General features: G+C 48.6%; 15 protein-coding genes. 12 read left to right on the top strand and 3 right to left on the bottom strand.

From position 1 onward, the window contains the following. Positions 1-1,002: 1,002 nt before the first annotated feature. Positions 1,003-1,368 (top strand): response regulator, encoded by a 366-nt coding sequence (locus H6F90_RS25695; protein ID WP_190554897.1) that lies wholly within the window; start codon positions 1,003-1,005, stop codon positions 1,366-1,368. Between the two features lie 411 nt (positions 1,369-1,779). Beyond that, positions 1,780-1,956, top strand: coding sequence for a hypothetical protein (locus tag H6F90_RS25690; RefSeq protein WP_190554896.1), 177 nt, complete (start codon positions 1,780-1,782; stop codon positions 1,954-1,956). 59 nt (positions 1,957-2,015) lie between these two features. Here H6F90_RS25690 and H6F90_RS25685 read toward each other — a convergent pair whose 3' ends face one another. Continuing rightward, on the bottom strand, positions 2,016-3,185 hold the full coding sequence (locus H6F90_RS25685; protein ID WP_190554895.1) for a hypothetical protein: 1,170 nt from the start codon (positions 3,183-3,185) through the stop codon (positions 2,016-2,018). Positions 3,186-4,139: 954 nt separating this feature from the next. On the opposite strand from H6F90_RS25685, the gene H6F90_RS25680 reads away from it, so the two are divergent. Together H6F90_RS25680 and H6F90_RS25675 are read left to right on the top strand one after the other, a co-directional pair. Continuing rightward, complete coding sequence (locus H6F90_RS25680; RefSeq protein ID WP_190554894.1) at positions 4,140-4,622, top strand: hypothetical protein; 483 nt, start codon at positions 4,140-4,142, stop codon at positions 4,620-4,622. A 569-nt stretch (positions 4,623-5,191) separates the two neighbouring features. Continuing rightward, on the top strand, positions 5,192-5,473 hold the full coding sequence (locus H6F90_RS25675; RefSeq protein WP_190554893.1) for a hypothetical protein: 282 nt from the start codon (positions 5,192-5,194) through the stop codon (positions 5,471-5,473). A 135-nt stretch (positions 5,474-5,608) separates the two neighbouring features. On the opposite strand, the gene H6F90_RS25670 is transcribed toward H6F90_RS25675, so the two are convergent. Beyond that, a complete protein-coding gene (locus H6F90_RS25670) occupies positions 5,609-5,932 on the bottom strand; it encodes a hypothetical protein (RefSeq protein ID WP_190554892.1) in 324 nt (107 codons plus the stop codon). 328 nt (positions 5,933-6,260) lie between these two features. Here H6F90_RS25670 and H6F90_RS25665 point away from each other — a divergent pair, with 328 nt between their 5' ends. The 8 genes from H6F90_RS25665 to H6F90_RS25630 all read left to right on the top strand — a co-directional run bounded on the left by H6F90_RS25665 (position 6,261) and on the right by H6F90_RS25630 (position 17,674). After that, entirely contained in the window at positions 6,261-6,665 is a 405-nt protein-coding gene (locus H6F90_RS25665; RefSeq protein ID WP_190554891.1) for a response regulator, read from the top strand. 271 nt (positions 6,666-6,936) lie between these two features. Next, positions 6,937-8,952 (top strand): ATP-binding protein, encoded by a 2,016-nt coding sequence (locus H6F90_RS25660; RefSeq protein ID WP_190554890.1) that lies wholly within the window; start codon positions 6,937-6,939, stop codon positions 8,950-8,952. Positions 8,953-9,367: 415 nt separating this feature from the next. Continuing rightward, positions 9,368-10,156, top strand: a complete 789-nt coding sequence (locus H6F90_RS25655) for a helicase-related protein (RefSeq protein ID WP_199296177.1) — start codon at positions 9,368-9,370, stop codon at positions 10,154-10,156. Positions 10,157-10,668: 512 nt separating this feature from the next. Next, on the top strand, positions 10,669-11,736 hold the full coding sequence (gene fbp, locus H6F90_RS25650; protein ID WP_190554889.1) for a class 1 fructose-bisphosphatase: 1,068 nt from the start codon (positions 10,669-10,671) through the stop codon (positions 11,734-11,736). Between the two features lie 74 nt (positions 11,737-11,810). Continuing rightward, positions 11,811-12,956: a transaldolase gene (gene tal / locus H6F90_RS25645; RefSeq protein WP_190554888.1), complete on the top strand. Its 1,146-nt coding sequence runs from the start codon at positions 11,811-11,813 to the stop codon at positions 12,954-12,956. Between the two features lie 249 nt (positions 12,957-13,205). Next, on the top strand, positions 13,206-14,735 hold the full coding sequence (gene zwf / locus H6F90_RS25640; protein WP_190554887.1) for a glucose-6-phosphate dehydrogenase: 1,530 nt from the start codon (positions 13,206-13,208) through the stop codon (positions 14,733-14,735). Between the two features lie 90 nt (positions 14,736-14,825). Further along, positions 14,826-16,208 (top strand): glucose-6-phosphate dehydrogenase assembly protein OpcA, encoded by a 1,383-nt coding sequence (opcA, locus tag H6F90_RS25635; protein WP_190554886.1) that lies wholly within the window; start codon positions 14,826-14,828, stop codon positions 16,206-16,208. An 83-nt stretch (positions 16,209-16,291) separates the two neighbouring features. Next, a complete protein-coding gene (locus H6F90_RS25630) occupies positions 16,292-17,674 on the top strand; it encodes a cobyrinate a,c-diamide synthase (protein ID WP_190554885.1) in 1,383 nt (460 codons plus the stop codon). Here the strand turns inward: H6F90_RS25630 and H6F90_RS25625 are convergent. Next, positions 17,671-18,180, bottom strand: a complete 510-nt coding sequence (locus H6F90_RS25625) for a Crp/Fnr family transcriptional regulator (RefSeq protein ID WP_190433465.1) — start codon at positions 18,178-18,180, stop codon at positions 17,671-17,673. The two genes, H6F90_RS25630 and H6F90_RS25625, sit on opposite strands and share 4 nt — an antisense overlap. Positions 18,181-18,207 lie beyond the last annotated feature (27 nt).

Below are 18,207 nucleotides of genomic sequence, written 5' to 3'. Positions count from 1 at the left end.
AGCAGGTAGACTAGTCTACCTGCTGTTTTGGTTTCTTAGCTTTAGTAGAGCTAGACCTACTGCTGCTTAACAACTTTCTTACTCAGCCTCAACAAGTTGTTAAGTCAATTTTAAGATCGCCCAATAGTAGACCTACTAAAGCATCGCTCTCCTCATCCATGAGTGAGAGAGCCTTGAGTCCCTTCATGGCAGCGGTCAGTCAACCCGGTTCGGTAGGGGTTGACGGATGAAAAATGCCGTGCGATTACAATGCAGCTAGGGTGAGGGGCAGAGGTTGCTGCTTCCCCTCCACTCGCTTCGTTTCGCCCCTCGCCCTTCAAGGGGTTCAATCTGCACGGCATTTTTCAAGCGGCGCTATCGACCTGAGTGGGGTAGGGCGAGTCGCCTTGGCTAACTCAATTGTTGAAATCTTCTAAGTGCTGACAAACCTGAAGCTCTTTTTGGCTTGAAACTGACAAGCCATGTAGGTAGTCTCTACCTTGTGCTGAGTCTGACTGAGACTACAATAGTTAGTATCAAAGAGAAACGCTGCCCTTTAGTTCATTGTAGTGAACCTGACCAGCGCTTCCCCTACTTGCATCGGTTTGACGATCCTTCACTTCAGAACACGCCCTCTACAGCAGTCTGGAATGGTCGGTCATCGGTTTAATGCAAGTATTTATACCTATTGTATGTTTAGAACACAATATTGATACTTTGTTCCCTCAACCAAGTAGGTGAGTTATTCCATTGGGGCGGGTTGGGGGCAATTGTGTCATAACTGCTTGACACACTGCGAGAAGCTGAAGCTATTCCTAGAGGCGAGAGAAGCTGCTCAGACTAGGGGCATAGAGCTTTTGTAGCCACTCTCCCTGCATACAGACGTATACCTATCATCGTTTTCTTCTAAAAGGCAGGCTGAGCTCTAATTGCTATTAAGCCATCATTGGAGTGAGAGCGCTTGAGATTGGGGGGGGGAATGATTTGTCTTCTGACAGACTTAAGTTTCAGAACTGCAAGATTTTGGTAGTAGATGACGAGAAGCCACTTGTAGAACTCGTAGATATTATCCTGAGTTCCTATGGGGCTGAGGTGATAGCTACAACCTCGTCTGATGAAGCTTTGAGGCTTTTCATTGAAAGGAAGCCCGATCTAGTGGTTAGTGATATTGCTATGCCTGGAATGGATGGTCATGATCTTATCCGGTGTATCCGAAACTTAACTCCAGATCAAGGAGGGCAGGTACCAGCATTGGCCCTAACAGCATTTGGAGATTCTAGAACTAAGCAGAAGGCACTCACGGCGGGTTTCCATAACTTCCTAGTGAAGCCAGTTGATCTATATGTCTTAGTGAGTGTTTGTTCAGGACTGATAAAAGTTTCACGCTAGGCTAGAGCCTTATTCGTTTTTCTTGATGGCACGCTAGGTGTCAAGACTAAAAACTTCCTTACTATATAGCTAGGTACTTGACCCGCATATGCCCTCCTTCTTCAAGGGGTAAATCCGTACAGCATTTTTCGAGCAGCGCTGCCAGACGAGACCAAGGGGTTCCTGAGCTGAGTGTTTTATATCTTTCTGTGTTGGCTTGATGTTTTTTACTCCAGAAAGTAAACTTTCAATCAAGTGTAATGTTTTATACACAGTGTCCTTAAGAATTAATAAAGAATGAGACTGTGACATCAGAGGTTTCACATGTACCCCCTAGTGCTATCTCACGACCTTGTTCAGTCGTTCAAGTTTTGGTATCAAAACGAAATCCATGAGGGAATGTGTTCCGACAGGGAAATGTACCGCCTTTGCATGGCATACAAGGCTGAAGGTAGGCAAAAAGCTTTTTCCTTGGCGGTTTCCTTGGCGGAGCATGGTGCTCAAGTTTGCGTCACTTGTAGAAGAACTGAGTACAAGGTGTGGGTCAGCTTAAGAACCTTGCCTAGCACTACACTGGCTCCCTTAGAAGAGGCGCTCTCTGCCGTTTAAGGAAGGTTTTGAAATGTGAACCACTGAGTTAAGACAGCTCACTGTAGGCTTGGCTTCTCTCAAAAGCGGGCTATATTACGTGACTCGGCTACTTGATCAATTAGTCTGACCACTGCTCCAGTCACTAGCGTTGGAAAATTCGTTACGTTATGGCCCACAGTTAGAAACCGGATTGCTACATCTTCCCGCAGGGCTTTTGCTAAAGCCTTTGAAACACCGTATTGCTGGTATGCCAACTCTAAATGCTGCCTTGCTTGTTGCAACTTCTCAGAGGACGGCAAGTAATGACGTTTGACCCGCGAGTTAAAGTCGGGATCAGCAGGCACTAAATTCCAGAGTTCGTTGATTGGGTAGATTGATACGGGCACCAAATGGTCTAGGTCGTAGCTCACACCACTTCGGATTCGCCGCTCTGTCCAAGGGCAAACAAACTCGTACCCCTCCACTAGCAGCAAATCAATATTGTTGCGTTCCCAAGTCAGAGGTCGGCGGTTGTCAGGGCGATCAGTTAGCAGACGGTAAATGTCACCGCGATCAACTTGTTGAGTGCTCCCCTGCTCCACACCCTCTGAAAATAGGCACCACTCATGAATGCAGAGTGCCTCAACCCATAACGATAAGGTCTGAAACGACTGCCATAGCTCAGCCTGGATAACTAGGCACTTGTCGTTGTTCTGCGTTCCAGGTACAGGAACAGCTAGCCCATCAAGTTCTTCGTACCTAACAGGCTGTGAGAATACTGTCCAATGACCAGGGCCAGCGTAACGGATTGGCATTTCCAGGGTTTTGCTAATTTCTCTAATAGCCTTTTGGTAAGCTTTTAAGAAATCTTGAGAGTACAAAGCCCGCTTACGGGCAACTCGCATCTCATTGATGACGAAGAAGCCATCTGAAGGGCGGGAAGCGGTTTCTAATTCTTGTTCCCACCGTAAGCGAAGCGCAGCTAGGGTTGGTCGAAACGCCATATCGTTTTTTGGTTTACCATTCAGCTCTGCCCGTTGCCCCTGAAAGATTGGCTTGTTCGGCTCAACGAACGGCCAGTAATAAGCAACCCAATGCTCTGATAAAACCTTGAGCGGAACTGCAACATCTTGGTTGTAGTTCCTCAAGTCTGGAAAGGACAGCACGACATCATTGATCGCTCTCAGCAGCGCGATCTTGTAGCTGGTCGCTTTCGCCTCATGCTTGAGAATCGTACTAATGACTTTCCCTGATCCAATTCGATTCATTGGCCGAATCTAGCTGCTAATAGTGAGCTAAAGCTGATGTAGCCAACTTCAAGAGGTGAAATCGGCCCGAAGTTTCTCAAGCGGCGATACTGAGCCAAATTGTGGCTCTAATAAGCAACATTTTTGGAACGAAAACACTATATAGCCCAGGTGGAACCGAATACTGTACCAGCCCAGTACCTTAACTTAATGGAGTAAGTAATTGTTGCCCCATGTTGAAGTTTGAAACTAAGAACTCAACGTAGGACTTTTAAGTTTCATTTGCTTCCAGGCAAGAAATTCCAAAATATGTAAACTATTCGGCTAATCACCCAGAACATATACGCTCCAAAAACCAGCCATCCTAAAATTTGCAAGAAAGGGTTTTTGGATAGGCGTGTTACTACTACAAATATGACAACTGCTAATAGTGCAGCTATTTGAGCCGGAGGAATAGGCATTGGTTTTATTGGATATTGCAACAGACTTCAATATCACCCAGAGTATAAAAGTCTGAGCGTGAAATATTTAACTGGAAATTGCTTACTCCTCACAGCCGATCCCATCCTTATCCCTATCAAATTTGTGCGGGTCAGGTTGCAAAACTTTGAAGTTGCGGTAGGAAACGTCTTTACAATCTAGGTCTGGTGACGGTGGTGGGATGCATACGTCTGGATAAGCAGGATCGCAGTTACTTTGAGCTAGGGACTGGGGTTGAAAAGTAGCGAATCCAAGTAAAGCCATGACAAGGGCAGCGCCTAGGACGGCAACTGACAGACGGACCGTTTTGATCATTTAGTATTAGCGAGCGAACCTCGCTGAAAATTCTCTTACACACCGAGTTATAACCACTCAACAGTGAAGTAGCCATAAACAGGCTATGAAGAGTTGATTTGCAATAAATAGTTGCTGTGAGGCTTAGTGGGGCTTGAGTGAACGCTTTTGATTAGTGCTCTACTCTTACTCAATAAGTCCATGAATCTGAAATGGTTTGCTGACAGATGGTATGCCCTGCTTACTACTATCTGTTCAGTTATTTTGACAACAGCTACGCTACTGGCTGTTTACCCATTTGACTTCAATAGATTTGGCGTTTTGGTGCTTACGGCTGGACTCTCTTGGAACTTCTGGTATATAGGTCATAGTGCTCGCTCTAGCGAGAAAAAGAAGAAGCAGTTACTTCAGTCTTATCAAAAAGGCTCTGGTGAGTGGATTACTGATCCTGATCTTGTCAAAGAGGTTATTTCAGCCTTCAAAGAGCGCTCTCCTAAGGAAGTAGAAGATTTTTACAGAGACCTACAGTACAAGATGCACTCACTCATTAAGGAATATAGATTGGGAAATGTTAGAACGGGATTTGTAGAAGTGACCGAAGCTTATTTTCAAGTTGTTCGTCCAAATGTAAATCCTTTGCTCGCTCGCCAAAGAGCACTGGATGAGCTTGACTCCTATAAATAGCAAGAACAACTAAACTTGGGTCGCGCGGAGTACCTTAACCAATTCAATTGTTGAATCTTCTAAGTGCTGATGAACTGAAGCTCTTTTAGGCTTGAAAATAGCAAGCCATGTAGGTAGTCTCTACCTTGTGCTGAGTCTGACTGAGACTACAATAGTTAGTACTAAAGAGAAACGCTGGCCTTCAGTTCATTGGGGTGAACCTGACCAGCGCTCTCCTAATTACATTGCTTTGACGATCCTTCACTTCAGAACACGCCCTCTACAGCAGTCTGAAATTGTCGGTCATCGGTTTAATGCAAGTATTTATACCTATTGTATGTTTAGAACACAATATTGATGCTTTGTTCCCTCAACCGAGTGGGTGAGTTATTCCATTGGGGCGGGTTGGGGGCAATGGTGTCACAACTACTTGACACACTACGAGAAGCTGAAGCTATTCCTAGAGGCGAGAGAAGCTGCTCAGACTAGGGGCATAGAGCTTTTGTAGCCACTCTCCCTCCGTACAGACGTATACCTATCATTCTTGACTTATCACAAAAGATGATGGTCTACAGTTCTATTGATCCGCCATGTTGCCTTTAGTTTTGTCCCATGAGCTAGTACATCCGTTTAAGTTTTGGCATCGCAACGAGATTTGTGAGGGTATGTACTCCGGTGCCGAGCTGTACCGCCTCTGCACGACACACCAGGCTGAAGATAGACAGAAAGCTTTTTGCTTAGCCCTCAGTTTGTCGGAACACGGTGCTCAAGTTTGCATTACTGCCATGAGAAATGAGTACAAAGTTTGGGTAGGACTAAGAAATTTGCCTACGGCTGCACTAACTCCCTTAGAGAAGGCGATCACAGCTTAAGCTTTGGTCGTGAGATCGCCACAAACGCAATGCACTGCTCACAGCGTGAAATGCTGTCCTAACTTAATCTGTGATTTAGGCTACCTAAGCGGATTCAAGCTGAAGCATTTTAGGTCAGCCAAAGCACTAATCACTTCACTGGTTTGTGGTCCGAGTTGAGGATTCATTCTCCTTTCGTCGGTTTGCCCTTTGGTAATCTTCCAAAGTCACCTCGTTCAGGTTCGCACCATGCTGAGCCATAACCCGCTTAAACTGCTCCCAGTGCTTCCGTTTCTCAAACCACTCCTGGCAAACCTCTTCAACCAGGGCTGTGTCACTACTGCTTAGCTTTTCGTTGGGAATATTTAAGGCCAAAATTCTAGCAACCTTGATTGCTTTTTCAAACTCGATTCCCCACTTAATGAGTTCAGTGCGGAAGAGCTGTTCTTGTTTTTGGGTGGGTGAGAACTTTTCTTCCACAAGGGCTCCGCATTAGCAACCTATCTATTAAAGTAACTTTAGATACATATAAAGGCCAACCACAGACGGTGTTTCTGGAAGTACTGTGACTGGATGCAAACAGACCTAAAGTACATAGAAAAAGCACCCCTAGAAGTGCTGCTCTAGAGGTGACTGCTGTGCCCTGTAAAACTTGAGGCTGCGATTCTGTATAGGAGATTAGCGTAGTACTTTTATAATTTTTTAAAGTTTATGCTTCTATCCACTACTAGAAATCTGCTGAAAGGCTGAGTATTAATGCTTAAATACATTGAAGCAAACGTAAAGCACCTGTCTATAGGGGGAAAGTATGAGTCCGCTGGCTTTACCACCAGGTCAGCGAATACTTGTGGTTGATGATGATATTGATACTCTTTTCTTGCTGGCTTTTACGCTAGAAGAATGTGGAGCAAAGGTCGCTGCGGCACCGTCAGTTTCAGAGGCCATCGAGCTATTTAAGGAGTTGCACCCTACCCTGCTAATCAGTGACATTGGCCTCCCTTTTGAGGATGGCTTCTCACTCATTCGAGAATTACGCATATTGGAGGCAGAGCTAGGATGGCGGGTGCCAGCTATTGCTTTGACAGGTTATGCAAGCAAAGAAGCGCGGGAGCGAGCGCTAGAACTGGGCTTTCAGCAATACCTCACGAAGCCGCTCCTACCGGATGCATTGATAGAAGTCATCGTTCAGGTTCTAGGGCAATCCGATAGGTAATGGATTGACGGAGCAAGAAACAAGCGGGTAAATCCCCCCATAGGCAGAAATTCCATCTTTTGCAAGAATAGAGAGTATAAAAGCCGTCAGCTAGCCTTTAATACCCGAAGCAAATATTAAAACTGTTAGCTGGCATTTAATATTCAAAGACAAGCCTCGATCTAGGAATCGGGGCTTCGTTGTTTTATGGCTGAGATACTTAAGCTTTGAGCGTCAGCCAAATGGCCCGCTGAGCGACATAAATTGAATCAATGTAAGTAATCGTGGGCCTATGCCTAGCCAACCTGATTCATCTCAGCTCAATAATGGGTCGTCTGCGCATCGTACCCTTTCTGGTGGGGGTGAAATGGGTGCTCTGATGCGGACGATTGACTGGGCAAAAACACCTGTCGGCCCAGTTGAGAAGTGGCCCCATAGCCTAAAGACCGCTGTTCGTATCCTGCTAGACTGTCGGCTACCCATGTACATCGCTTGGGGAAAGGAGTTCACTCAGTTCTACAACGATGCCTATCGCTCTATTGTAGGGAATAAGCATCCAGCCGCTATGGGGATCAGTGCTCAGGAAACTTGGCCTGAAATTTGGAGCACGATTGGCCCCATGTGGGTAGAGGTATGGCAAGGACAGTCCTTTGGCTTTGACAACTTCAAGCTCACCATTGAGCGCTTTGGTTATCCTGAGGATTGCTACTTCGATTTCTCCTATAGCCCTGTTCCCGATGACACGGGAAATGTCGCGGGTGTCCTTGTCACCTTCACAGAGACGACGGAAAAAGTGCTGCTTCAGCAACGGCTGCAAGCTAGCGCAGACCAACTCACCCGAATTTTTGAGCACGCACCTGTCGGGATTGCTTTATTGAGTGGCCCAGAGCTGGTATACGAGTTCGTCAATGAACCTTACCTAGAATTAGTTGACCATAGACCTGTGATTGGTAAGCCCTTGCGAGTTGCGTTGCCTGAACTGGCGGGTCAAGGCATTTATGAAAGCCTCGCACAGGCTTACGAAACAGGGCAACCCTACATCGGCAGGCCCCAGATGTTGTTAAAGCGAGGACAACCGCCTACGCTTCAGCATTGTGCCTTTGAAGTGGTTTATCAACCCCTTCCAGACCAGCAAGGGCAAACGGAGAGTATTGTTGTCATTGGCTTTGAGGTCACTGAACTTGTCAAGGCCCAGCGCGAAGCTGAGCTGGCAAACCGAGCCAAGGACGAATTCCTGGCAATGCTAGGTCATGAACTCCGCAATCCTCTTGCCCCGATCCTGACGGCTCTAAACCTGATGCAACTACGTGGCACCTCAGAGGTAGAGCGGGAAAGAACCATCATTGAGCGCCAAGTGCGTCATCTGGTTGCTCTAGTAGATGATTTGCTGGATGTATCACGACTAGCACGGGGCAAACTCACGCTCAAAAAACAACGCATTGAGTTAGCCGAGATCATTGCAGAAGCAGTCGAGCAATGCAGCCCTTTGCTTGAACAACGGCATCACCAACTTGAGTTGCAAGTACCTAACACGGGTCTAACCGTTGAAGCTGATCCGAGACGGTTGACGCAAGTGATCGCGAACTTACTCAATAATGCTGCCAAGTACACCGAGCCAGGGGGAAAAGTTACTATCCTAGGGGAGCGCTTAGATGATGAAGTCTTGCTATGGGTGCGTGATAATGGCAGCGGCATTGAGCCTGAACTCCTGCCCAAAATCTTTGATTTGTTCTACCAAGAACAGCAGTCTATGGAGCGCTCTCAAGGTGGCTTGGGTTTAGGATTAGCAATTGTCAAAAACCTAGTGGGATTACACGGGGGACGAGTCACCGCAGCCAGTGCAGGCAAGGGCCGAGGGAGCGAGTTCTCGGTGTGGTTGCCCTTCGCGCTTGCAACCCAAGCTGAAGAAACGCTGGAAGTAATCCCGAATTTATCTCAACCCGGTCAGCTTCGTATATTAATCGTTGATGACAATATGGATGGAGCCGAGATGTTGGCAACCTCGCTGAGCCTCTATGGTCATACGATTCAAGTGGCTCATGATGGGCTAGAAGGACTAAAAGCTGCACAGTCTTTTCTGCCGGATGTTGCCATCCTCGATATTGGACTGCCTACAATAAACGGCTATGAACTCGCCCGTCGCATCCGACAGCTACCGGAGTTGCAGAAGATTCGTCTCCTGGCAGTGAGTGGGTACGGCCAGCAGGAAGACCGGGAGCGTTCCCTTGAGGCAGGCTTCGATTTGCACTTGGTCAAGCCAGTCGATTTTGTAGATTTAAACACTGCTTTATTTGAAGAGCAACCTTGAGATGAGAGTGATCGCTAACAACTCACTCAACCTCACTTAAACCACCCCACCCTCCTAAACAGCCTTACTCCCTCCCACACCTTTGGTAACCCGCCCCTGAAAGCTACCCTCAGACAACTCAAAAGGGATATAAGCTTATAGCTCATACGGAAAGCCTTACCAGGAGAGGATTTGAGGCTATTTTGAAAACATAAGTTAAAATCTAGCTCAGTGGGGAGACAGCTTTCGACCTGCTTACTACCGCCTCGGTGCCGTCCGGCCAGCGCTGCTCCGAACAAAGCCACCGGGCACTCGAATCGCGATCGCAGCTTTTACCGCTACGGCTGATCCCCAAGCTCAAAAAACTATTCAACACATTCTGCAACTGCGACAACCACAGGTATTTCGTTGCAATCCCTACCGCGATAATTTGCACTTGTTGGTCAAGACCGCTTGGACTCCCAGAGGCCGCAAACAGCAGCTCTTGCAGTTTATTCAAGCAAGACCGCAGCAAGCAGGTTTAGTTTACGTGCGGACTCGGCGCGACAGTGAGAGCTTGGTCACTTGGCTACAGCAAGAAGGCTATGCCACCGCTGCTTATCACGCCGGGTTAAGCCCAGAGGAGCGTCGCGCCATTGAGCAAGCTTGGTTGCACGGACACACCCAATTTGTGATTTGCACCTCTGCTTTTGGCCTGGGGATCAACAAGCCAGATTGTCGCTGGGTAATACATTTTCACGTTCCCTTCTTGCTCTCGGAATATGTGCAAGAGATTGGTCGAGCGGGACGGGACGGGGAGCCCGCGATCGCCTTGACCTTGGTGAGCGAACCCACGGGATGGCTGGATTCAGGAGATAAACAGCAGCGTCAATTTTTTGTTGATAAGCTGCGATCGCAACAGCAAATTGCTAGCCAATTAATCCACAAACTTCCTCGCCAAGGCACCGTAGAAGCTGTATCACGTCAGTTTCCCGATGGAGCGATCGCCCTCTCTTTGTTGCAAGCTGCTGGGCAACTGCGTTGGCAAGATCCGTTTCACTATGCGATCGCCTCTACTAATCAAAGTTCCATCACTTTGAACCAGCTCCAGACTCAAGCGATCGCTCAAATGACGGATTTCCTGGGTACTCGGCAATGTCGCTGGCAGTTTTTGTTAAGCGCTTTTGGCTTCGCCGCAGAGGCAACTAATTTTCGATGTGGGCACTGCGATCGCTGCCAAGGTTGACTTTCATTCCGCTTCAGAAATTAAGGCATCTGCCATCACAGGTTCAAGTTTTGCTTTGCAAAGCGTAAAACTTTGTATTTTGTAGCAGAAGTGACTGTTACACCTCCCACTGGCTGGCTTAGCATTTGACAACTTAGAGAAAACCTCTAGGCGGGTGCCGCTGACTGTGCGCAACCCTAGTTAGACAATTCACTCTCTAGAATAGGAGTAAGAGACGTAAGTGATTGCTCACACCTAAGTTACGACACAGGGTAGAAGCGGCAAATTTTCTTCCGACTGGCTGTTAATAATCACAAAAGCGAAGAAGCAGGCGCGCAGTCGGTTGAAGCGGGATTCGGACAGCGATCGCTACCTGGGTCGTGAAACTGTGAATACTTTTATCTCAGTTTCTGTAGTTTACCTAAAGTCAGATTTCAGTTTGGGAATCCCTCTCTAATATAGAAGGCAGAAATAGCCAGGTTTTGAACTCAGTGAGTTCTTTACTAACACTCACTAGATCAGGAGGAGAAGACGTGGTTGATGCTCAACAACCTTTGGTACAGGGAGAACGTAGCCTGGACCGCGATTGCACGACTTTATCCCGCCACGTATTACAGCAATTACATAGCTTTTCTGCCGATGCTCAAGACTTGAGCGCGATTATGGGTCGGATTGGCTTAGCGGCGAAGCTGATTGCTCGTCGTCTCAGTCGCGCTGGGTTGATGGAAAATGTCCTGGGGGTTACAGGAGACATCAATGTCCAGGGAGAAACGGTCAAGAAGATGGATGTCTATGCCAACGAGGTCTTCATCTCTGTGTTTAAGCAGAGCGGACTGGTTTGCCGCCTCGCATCTGAGGAGATGGAGCAGCCTTACTACATCCCAGAAAACTGTCCTATTGGTCGCTACACGCTCCTTTATGACCCAATTGATGGTTCTTCCAATGTAGACATCAACATCAATGTCGGTTCTATCTTTGCCATTCGCCAACAAGAAGGGGAAGATGATGGTACCGCTAGTGACCTGCTCCAGAACGGACGAAAGCAGATTGCTGCGGGTTATGTGCTCTATGGCCCTAGCACGATGTTGGTTTACTCAATGGGAACCGGAGTGCATGCGTTCACACTTGATCCCAGCTTAGGCGAGTTTATTTTATCAAACGAAAACATTCGCATTCCTGACCACGGCCCTGTTTACAGCGTCAACGAAGGTAACTTCTGGCAATGGGAAGAATCAATTCGGGACTATATCCGTTATGTGCATCGCCATGAGGGATATACGGCTCGTTATAGCGGTGCTTTAGTCGGAGATATTCATCGCATTTTGTTCCAAGGCGGTGTCTTTCTCTATCCGGGCACAGTGAAGAAGCCAGAAGGTAAGTTACGCCTCCTGTATGAGACTGCTCCGCTCGCTTTTTTGATAGAGCAAGCAGGGGGAAGAGCCAGCGCTGGCACTCAAGACATTCTTGATGTAGTGCCTAACAAACTGCATGCTCGTAGCCCCCTAATTATTGGCAGTAAAGAAGATGTGACGCTAGTTGAATCTTTTATTCAGGAGCGCGATCGCGAACAAGACGAAAGGCTGATGGCAGCCAAACGATAACTGGCTACTCTGCAACAAAACTGAGTTGCGTTGTTGCTACCGCAAGAAATTTAAGGAATTAAATAAGGACTGTTATGACCACAAACCATTTACTAGAAATCAAAGATCAAGGCCAAAGTATCTGGATGGATAACTTGGCCCGTGATTTGATTCAATCCGGTGAACTGAAGCGGTTGATTGAGGAGCAAGGGATTCGCGGACTCACTTCCAACCCAGCCATTTTTGAGAAAGCGATCATCGGCAATGCCATGTACGACGCTGATATTGAAGCGGGAGTGCGGGCTGGCAAACCGCTCCAAGAGATTTATGAATCTTTGATCTTTGATGACATTCGGAATGCTTGCGATATCTTTCGCGCCGTGTACGACGAGTCGGGTGGTTTGGATGGCTACGTCAGCATTGAAGTGCCTCCCACGATCGCTAACGATACGCAAAAGACGATCGAAGAAGCTCGCCGCTACTACCGTGAAATTGGTCGTGAGAACGTCATGATCAAGATCCCTGGAACCGCAGAAGGTCTACCTGCTGTTGAGCAGGTGATCAGCGAGGGGATCAACGTCAACGTGACGCTGCTGTTCTCAGTTGACAGCTACATCGAAACCGCTTGGGCTTACATTCGGGGACTCGAAAAGCGAGTTGCTGACGGTGGTGATATTAGCAAACTAGCTTCAGTTGCCAGTTTCTTCCTCAGCCGCATTGACATCAAAGTGGACGAGGCCATTGATAACCAACTGAAGGCAGGGGTCGATCGCCTCGAAAAAGAAGCCAAGCTGAGAGCGGTGAAAGGTAAAGTGGCGATCGCTAATGCCAAGATTGCTTATCAAGAATACAAAAAGATCATCCAAACTGACCGTTGGAAAGCCCTGACTGAAAAGGGTGCGAATGTGCAACGTCTGTTGTGGGCGAGCACCGGGACCAAGAACCCCGACTATAGCGATGTCATGTATGTAGATGGTTTGGTGGGGCCAGATACCGTCAACACCCTACCCCCCAGCACCATTGATGCTTGTGTGGATCACTGTGATGTCGCCAGTCGCATCGAAACTGACGTGGATCATGCATATACCCTGATTGAGAATCTGAAAGATCCCGACATCAATATCGACCTCGATCAGGTCATGACTGAACTGTTACACGAGGGGCTTGATAAGTTCGTTCAACCCTTCCACTCGCTGATGCAAGCCTTGGAAGAAAAAATCAATCTTCTCTCTCCTGTGTAGAAAGCGCTGGCGGTTGGCTTCTAGGAGTTTTTGACGATTGGCGGTTCGCTGTGGGCAATTACCTAGAGCGATCGCCTGCTTGCTCCGTTTAACCAGGGCACTCCATCAGCCTCTCGGAAGCCTCTCGGATTATCGGGAGTGTCTCAAGCTAATAACCAACCGCTAAGCGCTAACCACCAACCCGCTAGGTGCTAACCGCCAACCGCTAACCACTAACTCTTAACTCATTAATTAATCACAAATTCTAATATGGTGACTTTGCTCGAAAATCCCCTGCGCGTTGGTTTGCAGCAGGAACGAATTCCTGAACCCCTGATTATGGTGATTTTTGGTGCCTCAGGGGATTTGGCGCAGCGCAAGTTAGTGCCTGCTATCTACCAACTCAAGCGAGAACGGCGGCTACCCGCTGAAATGACCATCGTGGGAGTGGCTCGTCGGCCTTGGAGTCACGACTACTTCCGCGAACAAATGCGCGAAGGAATCGATCAGTTCTCCGATGGGGTGGGCTCAGAAGACGCTTGGCAAGATTTTGCTCAAGGCTTGTTTTACTGCTCTGGTGACATTGATGATCCAGACAGTTATCTTAAGCTCAAAGAATTTTTAGGGGAGCTTGATGGCAAAAGAGGCACCAGAGGCAATCGCGTCTTCTACTTAGCGGTTGCTCCCAAATTCTTTGGGGAGGCAATTCGGCAGTTGGGCACAGCCAACATGTTGACCGATCCCCAGAAAAGCCGCTTGGTGATCGAAAAACCCTTTGGGCGGGACTTAGGCTCGGCCCAATCTCTCAACCAGGTAGTACGCCAGGTTTGCAAAGAAGAGCAGGTCTATCGCATCGACCACTACTTGGGTAAAGAAACCGTTCAAAACCTCCTTGTGTTTCGCTTTGCCAACGCCATTTTCGAGCCATTGTGGAATCGTCAGTTTGTCGATCACGTACAGATCACAGTTGGCGAGACGGTAGGGGTTGAAGATCGGGCGGGCTACTACGAAAGCTCTGGGGCGCTGCGAGATATGGTGCAAAACCACCTGATGCAGCTGTTTTCACTCACGGCAATGGAAGCTCCCAACTCCCTTGATGCCGATAGTATCCGCACTGAAAAAGTCAAAGTTATTCAGGCGACGCACTTAGCCGACGAGCATAACCTAGAGTTTTCCGCGATTCGGGGGCAGTACACCGCCGGATGGATGAAGGGTAAGCAAGTGGCGGGCTACCGAGAAGAGCCAGGAGTTGATCCGAACTCGACCACGCCGACCTATGTCGCCATGAAGCTAGTGGTAGATAACTGGCGCTGGCAAGGAGTGCCCTTCTACCTGCGAACTGGGAAGCGGTTGCCGAAGAAGGTGACGGAAATTGCCATCCAGTTTCGGGAAGTGCCATTTTTGATTTTTCAGTCGGCTACGCAGCAAGCAAACCCCAACGTGCTGGTGCTACGAATTCAACCGAATGAAGGGATTTCTCTGCGCTTTGATGCCAAAATGCCAGGGCCGAGCTTGCGGAGTCGCTCAGTGGATATGGATTTCCAGTACGGCTCTACCTTCGGTGTTTCCAACGCTGATGCTTATAATCGCCTATTGCTGGATTGCATGATGGGGGATCAAACCCTATTTACCCGTGCGGATGAAGTGGAAGCAGCTTGGCGAGTCGTGACTCCCGCCCTGACAGTTTGGGAATCTCCCACTGATCCCACCTCAATCCCTACTTACGAAGCGGGTACGTGGGAACCAGCCGAAGCCGAATTGTTGCTGAACCGCGATGGTCATCGTTGGCGGAGGCCGTAGTTTTTTGGTAGCCAGCACATCGAGGGCACTGAACTACATCTCTAACCCCAAAACGCTGATTCCTGAACCCAAACTACCCCAATAAATCCTATGGCTAAACAGTCTTCTCCTGTTGTTTCTCTGCAAGCTCCCAAAGATGTCTCGCTCAGCGAAATTGATGGAGAACTTGGCAAAATTTGGCAAAGTTATAGTGCTACAGGTGATGATGGCTCCTTTCCTGTGGCGACGAGAGCTGCTACTTTCAGTTTGATCGTTTATGAGCCGGAGGAAACTCAGCATTTGCTGGCTGATCTTGGTTTTTATACGGGGCCGATTGATGGCATTACTGGCCCTCGTATGGAAGCCGCTCTGAGGACAGCCCAGGAAACCTATGGTTTACCTGTTACAGGCAAAGCTACTTCCGAAATACTGCAAAAGTTGCAGGAAGAGCTCACCAAAAAGCGTACCGCTGCTGCCAGTGACGAATCTTCCCCGATCAGTCCTTCTTATGCCAGAGATGCTAGAGGGGCGGGGGTGGCAGATGCGATCGCCAGCCAAAATCCTTGCCGCATCATCGCTCTATTCCCAGTTTCTGGGGAAGATGAAGGGGTAACAGCTCAAGTTTCTGCTTACTGCCCCGTGCAAAAGCAAAGTCGCAGTACTTTGATTTGTTGTGAGTACATTACTCTGCGGGGCACAGAAACAGCGCTAGACCGAGCTAGTAGTTTGGTTTCTTCTCTATTGATTAGTGACCTGCCAAAGTTTTTGTGGTGGAAAGCAACCCCTGAGCCTAATCAAGACTTATTCAGGCGGTTAGCAGGTTTTTCTACCTGTGTCATCGTAGACTCCAGCACTTTCTTGGAAGCAGAAACTGGCCTGCTCAAAGTCCAAAGCCTTCTGGAACAAGGAACTCATGTTGCTGACCTGAACTGGCGACGGTTGGCCCCGTGGCAGGAACTAACTGCGGAGGCTTTTGACCCCCCAGAGCGTCGGGCTGCCTTAACAGAAGTCGATCGCGTCACAATTGACTACGAGCAAGGAAATCCGACCCAAGCTTTAATGTTCCTAGGTTGGTTAGCAAGTCGGCTCCAGTGGCATCCTGTCTCTTATGAGCATGAAGGAGGTGACTACGATTTGCGGCGAGTGCGGTTTGTCGCGGCTGATCAGCGCCCGATCGAAGCAGAATTAGCAGGAATGCCCACGGCTGATTATGGGGATGTGGGGGGTGACTTGATGGCCTTGCGTCTGACTTCGACGAATCTGAATGCTGATTGTTGTACAGTGCTTTGCTCTGAAACCTCTGGTTGTATGCGGATGGAATCGGGGGGTGGTGCCCAATCCTGCCGAATTCAGCAGGTTTCATCTCTATTGGACCAGAAAGCAGAGAATCTGCTCAGTCAACAGCTCCAAAGTTGGGGTCGGGATGCACTGTACGAAGAAAGCTTAGCTGTGTCAGCTCAAATTGCTAAACTGCGGGACCACTCAGCCGAGTAAATACCTGAGTTAGTTTATTAAGGTGTTAGCAAGATCATCATGGGGTGATTTTTGGCTAGCACCTTATTTTTTATGGTTCAGTTATGGCTTTGGCGATCGCGGGTGAGAGAAGTGGGGTTGGCAAGACCACGGTGACTTTAGCGCTGTTGGCGGCGTTGCAGCGCCGAGGGTTGCAGGTGCAATCGTTTAAGGTCGGCCCAGACTACATCGACCCGATGTTTCACACGCAGGTAACGGGTCGGGCTTGCCGCAATCTTGATCCTGTCCTGACTTCAGAAGCCTATGTGCAAGAATGCTTTGCTCGCCATACCGCTGGGGTTGACTGTGCTTTAGTCGAAGGCGTGATGGGTTTATTCGACGGTGCCACGGGAGCAGAGGATTGGGCTAGTACCGCTCATATTGCCCGCCTGCTCAATATTCCAGTTTTGCTGGTGCTAGATTGCAGCCGTTTGTCACGCTCTGCGGCAGCGATCGCCCACGGCTATCGTTCTTTTGATCCGCGCCTTCAATTTGCTGGTGTGGTGTTGAACCGAGTTGGCAGCGATCGCCATCTAGAACTCTTGCAGTCAGCTTTAGAGCCGCTCAATTTGCCAATTTTGGGTGTGTTACGCCGCCAAGTGGAAATCACAATTCCCGATCGTCATCTCGGTTTAGTCCCAACCGGAGAACTAGATCAGTTCCACTCCTTGATCGACCGCCTCGCTGACTTAGGTGAAGCCTGCTTTGATTGGCCCCAATTGTTACCGTTACTTGATGCGCCACCTCGTCAGCCTTCTAAACAATTTTCTAGTCAAAACTTGTTGATACAGTCTCCAGTGCGAATTGCTGTGGCTCGCGATCGCGCCTTTAACTTCTACTACGCCGACAACTTAGACTGCCTGGAGCAATTAGGTGCGGAACTCGTTTCTTGGAGTCCTCTCAGCGATCCCCATTTGCCAGTAGATGTACAAGGGCTTTATTTGGGCGGTGGTTTTCCTGAAGTCTTTGCCGAGCAGTTGGCAGATAACGCTAGCGGACGAGATGGGGTACGACGGGCAATTCAAGCAGGGCTACCCACTTACGCCGAGTGTGGCGGGTTGATGTATTTATGCCAGCAGATTCAAGGGTTTGATCAACAATCTTGGCCGATGGTTGGGATTTTGCCGACTACTGCTGTGATGGGGGCTCGTCTAACTCTGGGTTACCGACGGGCGATCGCGCAGCAAACCAGTTCCTTAGTAGCAGCGGGCACTACGGTTTGCGGTCACGAGTTTCACCGCTCAACTCTGACTAAAACTACGCCCCAACCCTTATTTCAAACTTGGCGCTACGACCCATCGTCGCAGGAAGCACCCAGTCTAGAAGGCTGGCGATCGCAGCAAGTGCATGCCTCCTATTTACATTTGCACTGGGGGAGCCGACCTGAACTAGCCGCTCGATTTGTGCGATCCTGTGCTCAGTTTCAACAACCCATCGCGAAATTTTAGTAGGAAGATGGCAAGCGGCTGTCCTCCCTGCTATTCATGTGGCGGTTGTAGAACGACAATAGTTTTTGATTTTCTACGTCTTGGGCATTAATTCTCTGATTTAGTTCGCGAATCCGGCGGGACAGCAACCGAATGATATTGAGCGCAATGCCAGGAGTCTCGTCAATGGCATCGTAAAGCTGCTGCTGCGTTAGGACCAGACACTCACAATTTTCTAGCGTGCTTACCGAAGCCGACCGTGGCTCAGCATCAAACAAAGACATTTCCCCAAAGCAAGCGCCTTTCTCTAGCTGCGCCAGCTCTTGGTTGCTCAGGTGGACGCGGACTCGACCAGACACCACAATATAAAGCGATCGCCCTTCCTGCCCTTCCTTAAAGATGGTGTGCTTCGCCGGAAAAGATAGCTCATCCATAATCGAAGCTAATCTCACGAGAAAATCATCCCGTAGCTCTTTAAAGATAGGCACTCCTCGAACAAAAAGTAGGCGATCGACGCTAGTTAGCATAGAGTTTAGGGTGCAAATAAGCTCATA

Source organism: Trichocoleus sp. FACHB-591, assembly GCF_014695845.1.
GTDB lineage: Bacteria > Cyanobacteriota > Cyanobacteriia > FACHB-46 > FACHB-46 > Trichocoleus.
The sequence above is the reverse complement of the archived record's forward strand: the minus strand, read 5'-3'. Positions and strand labels throughout refer to the sequence as shown.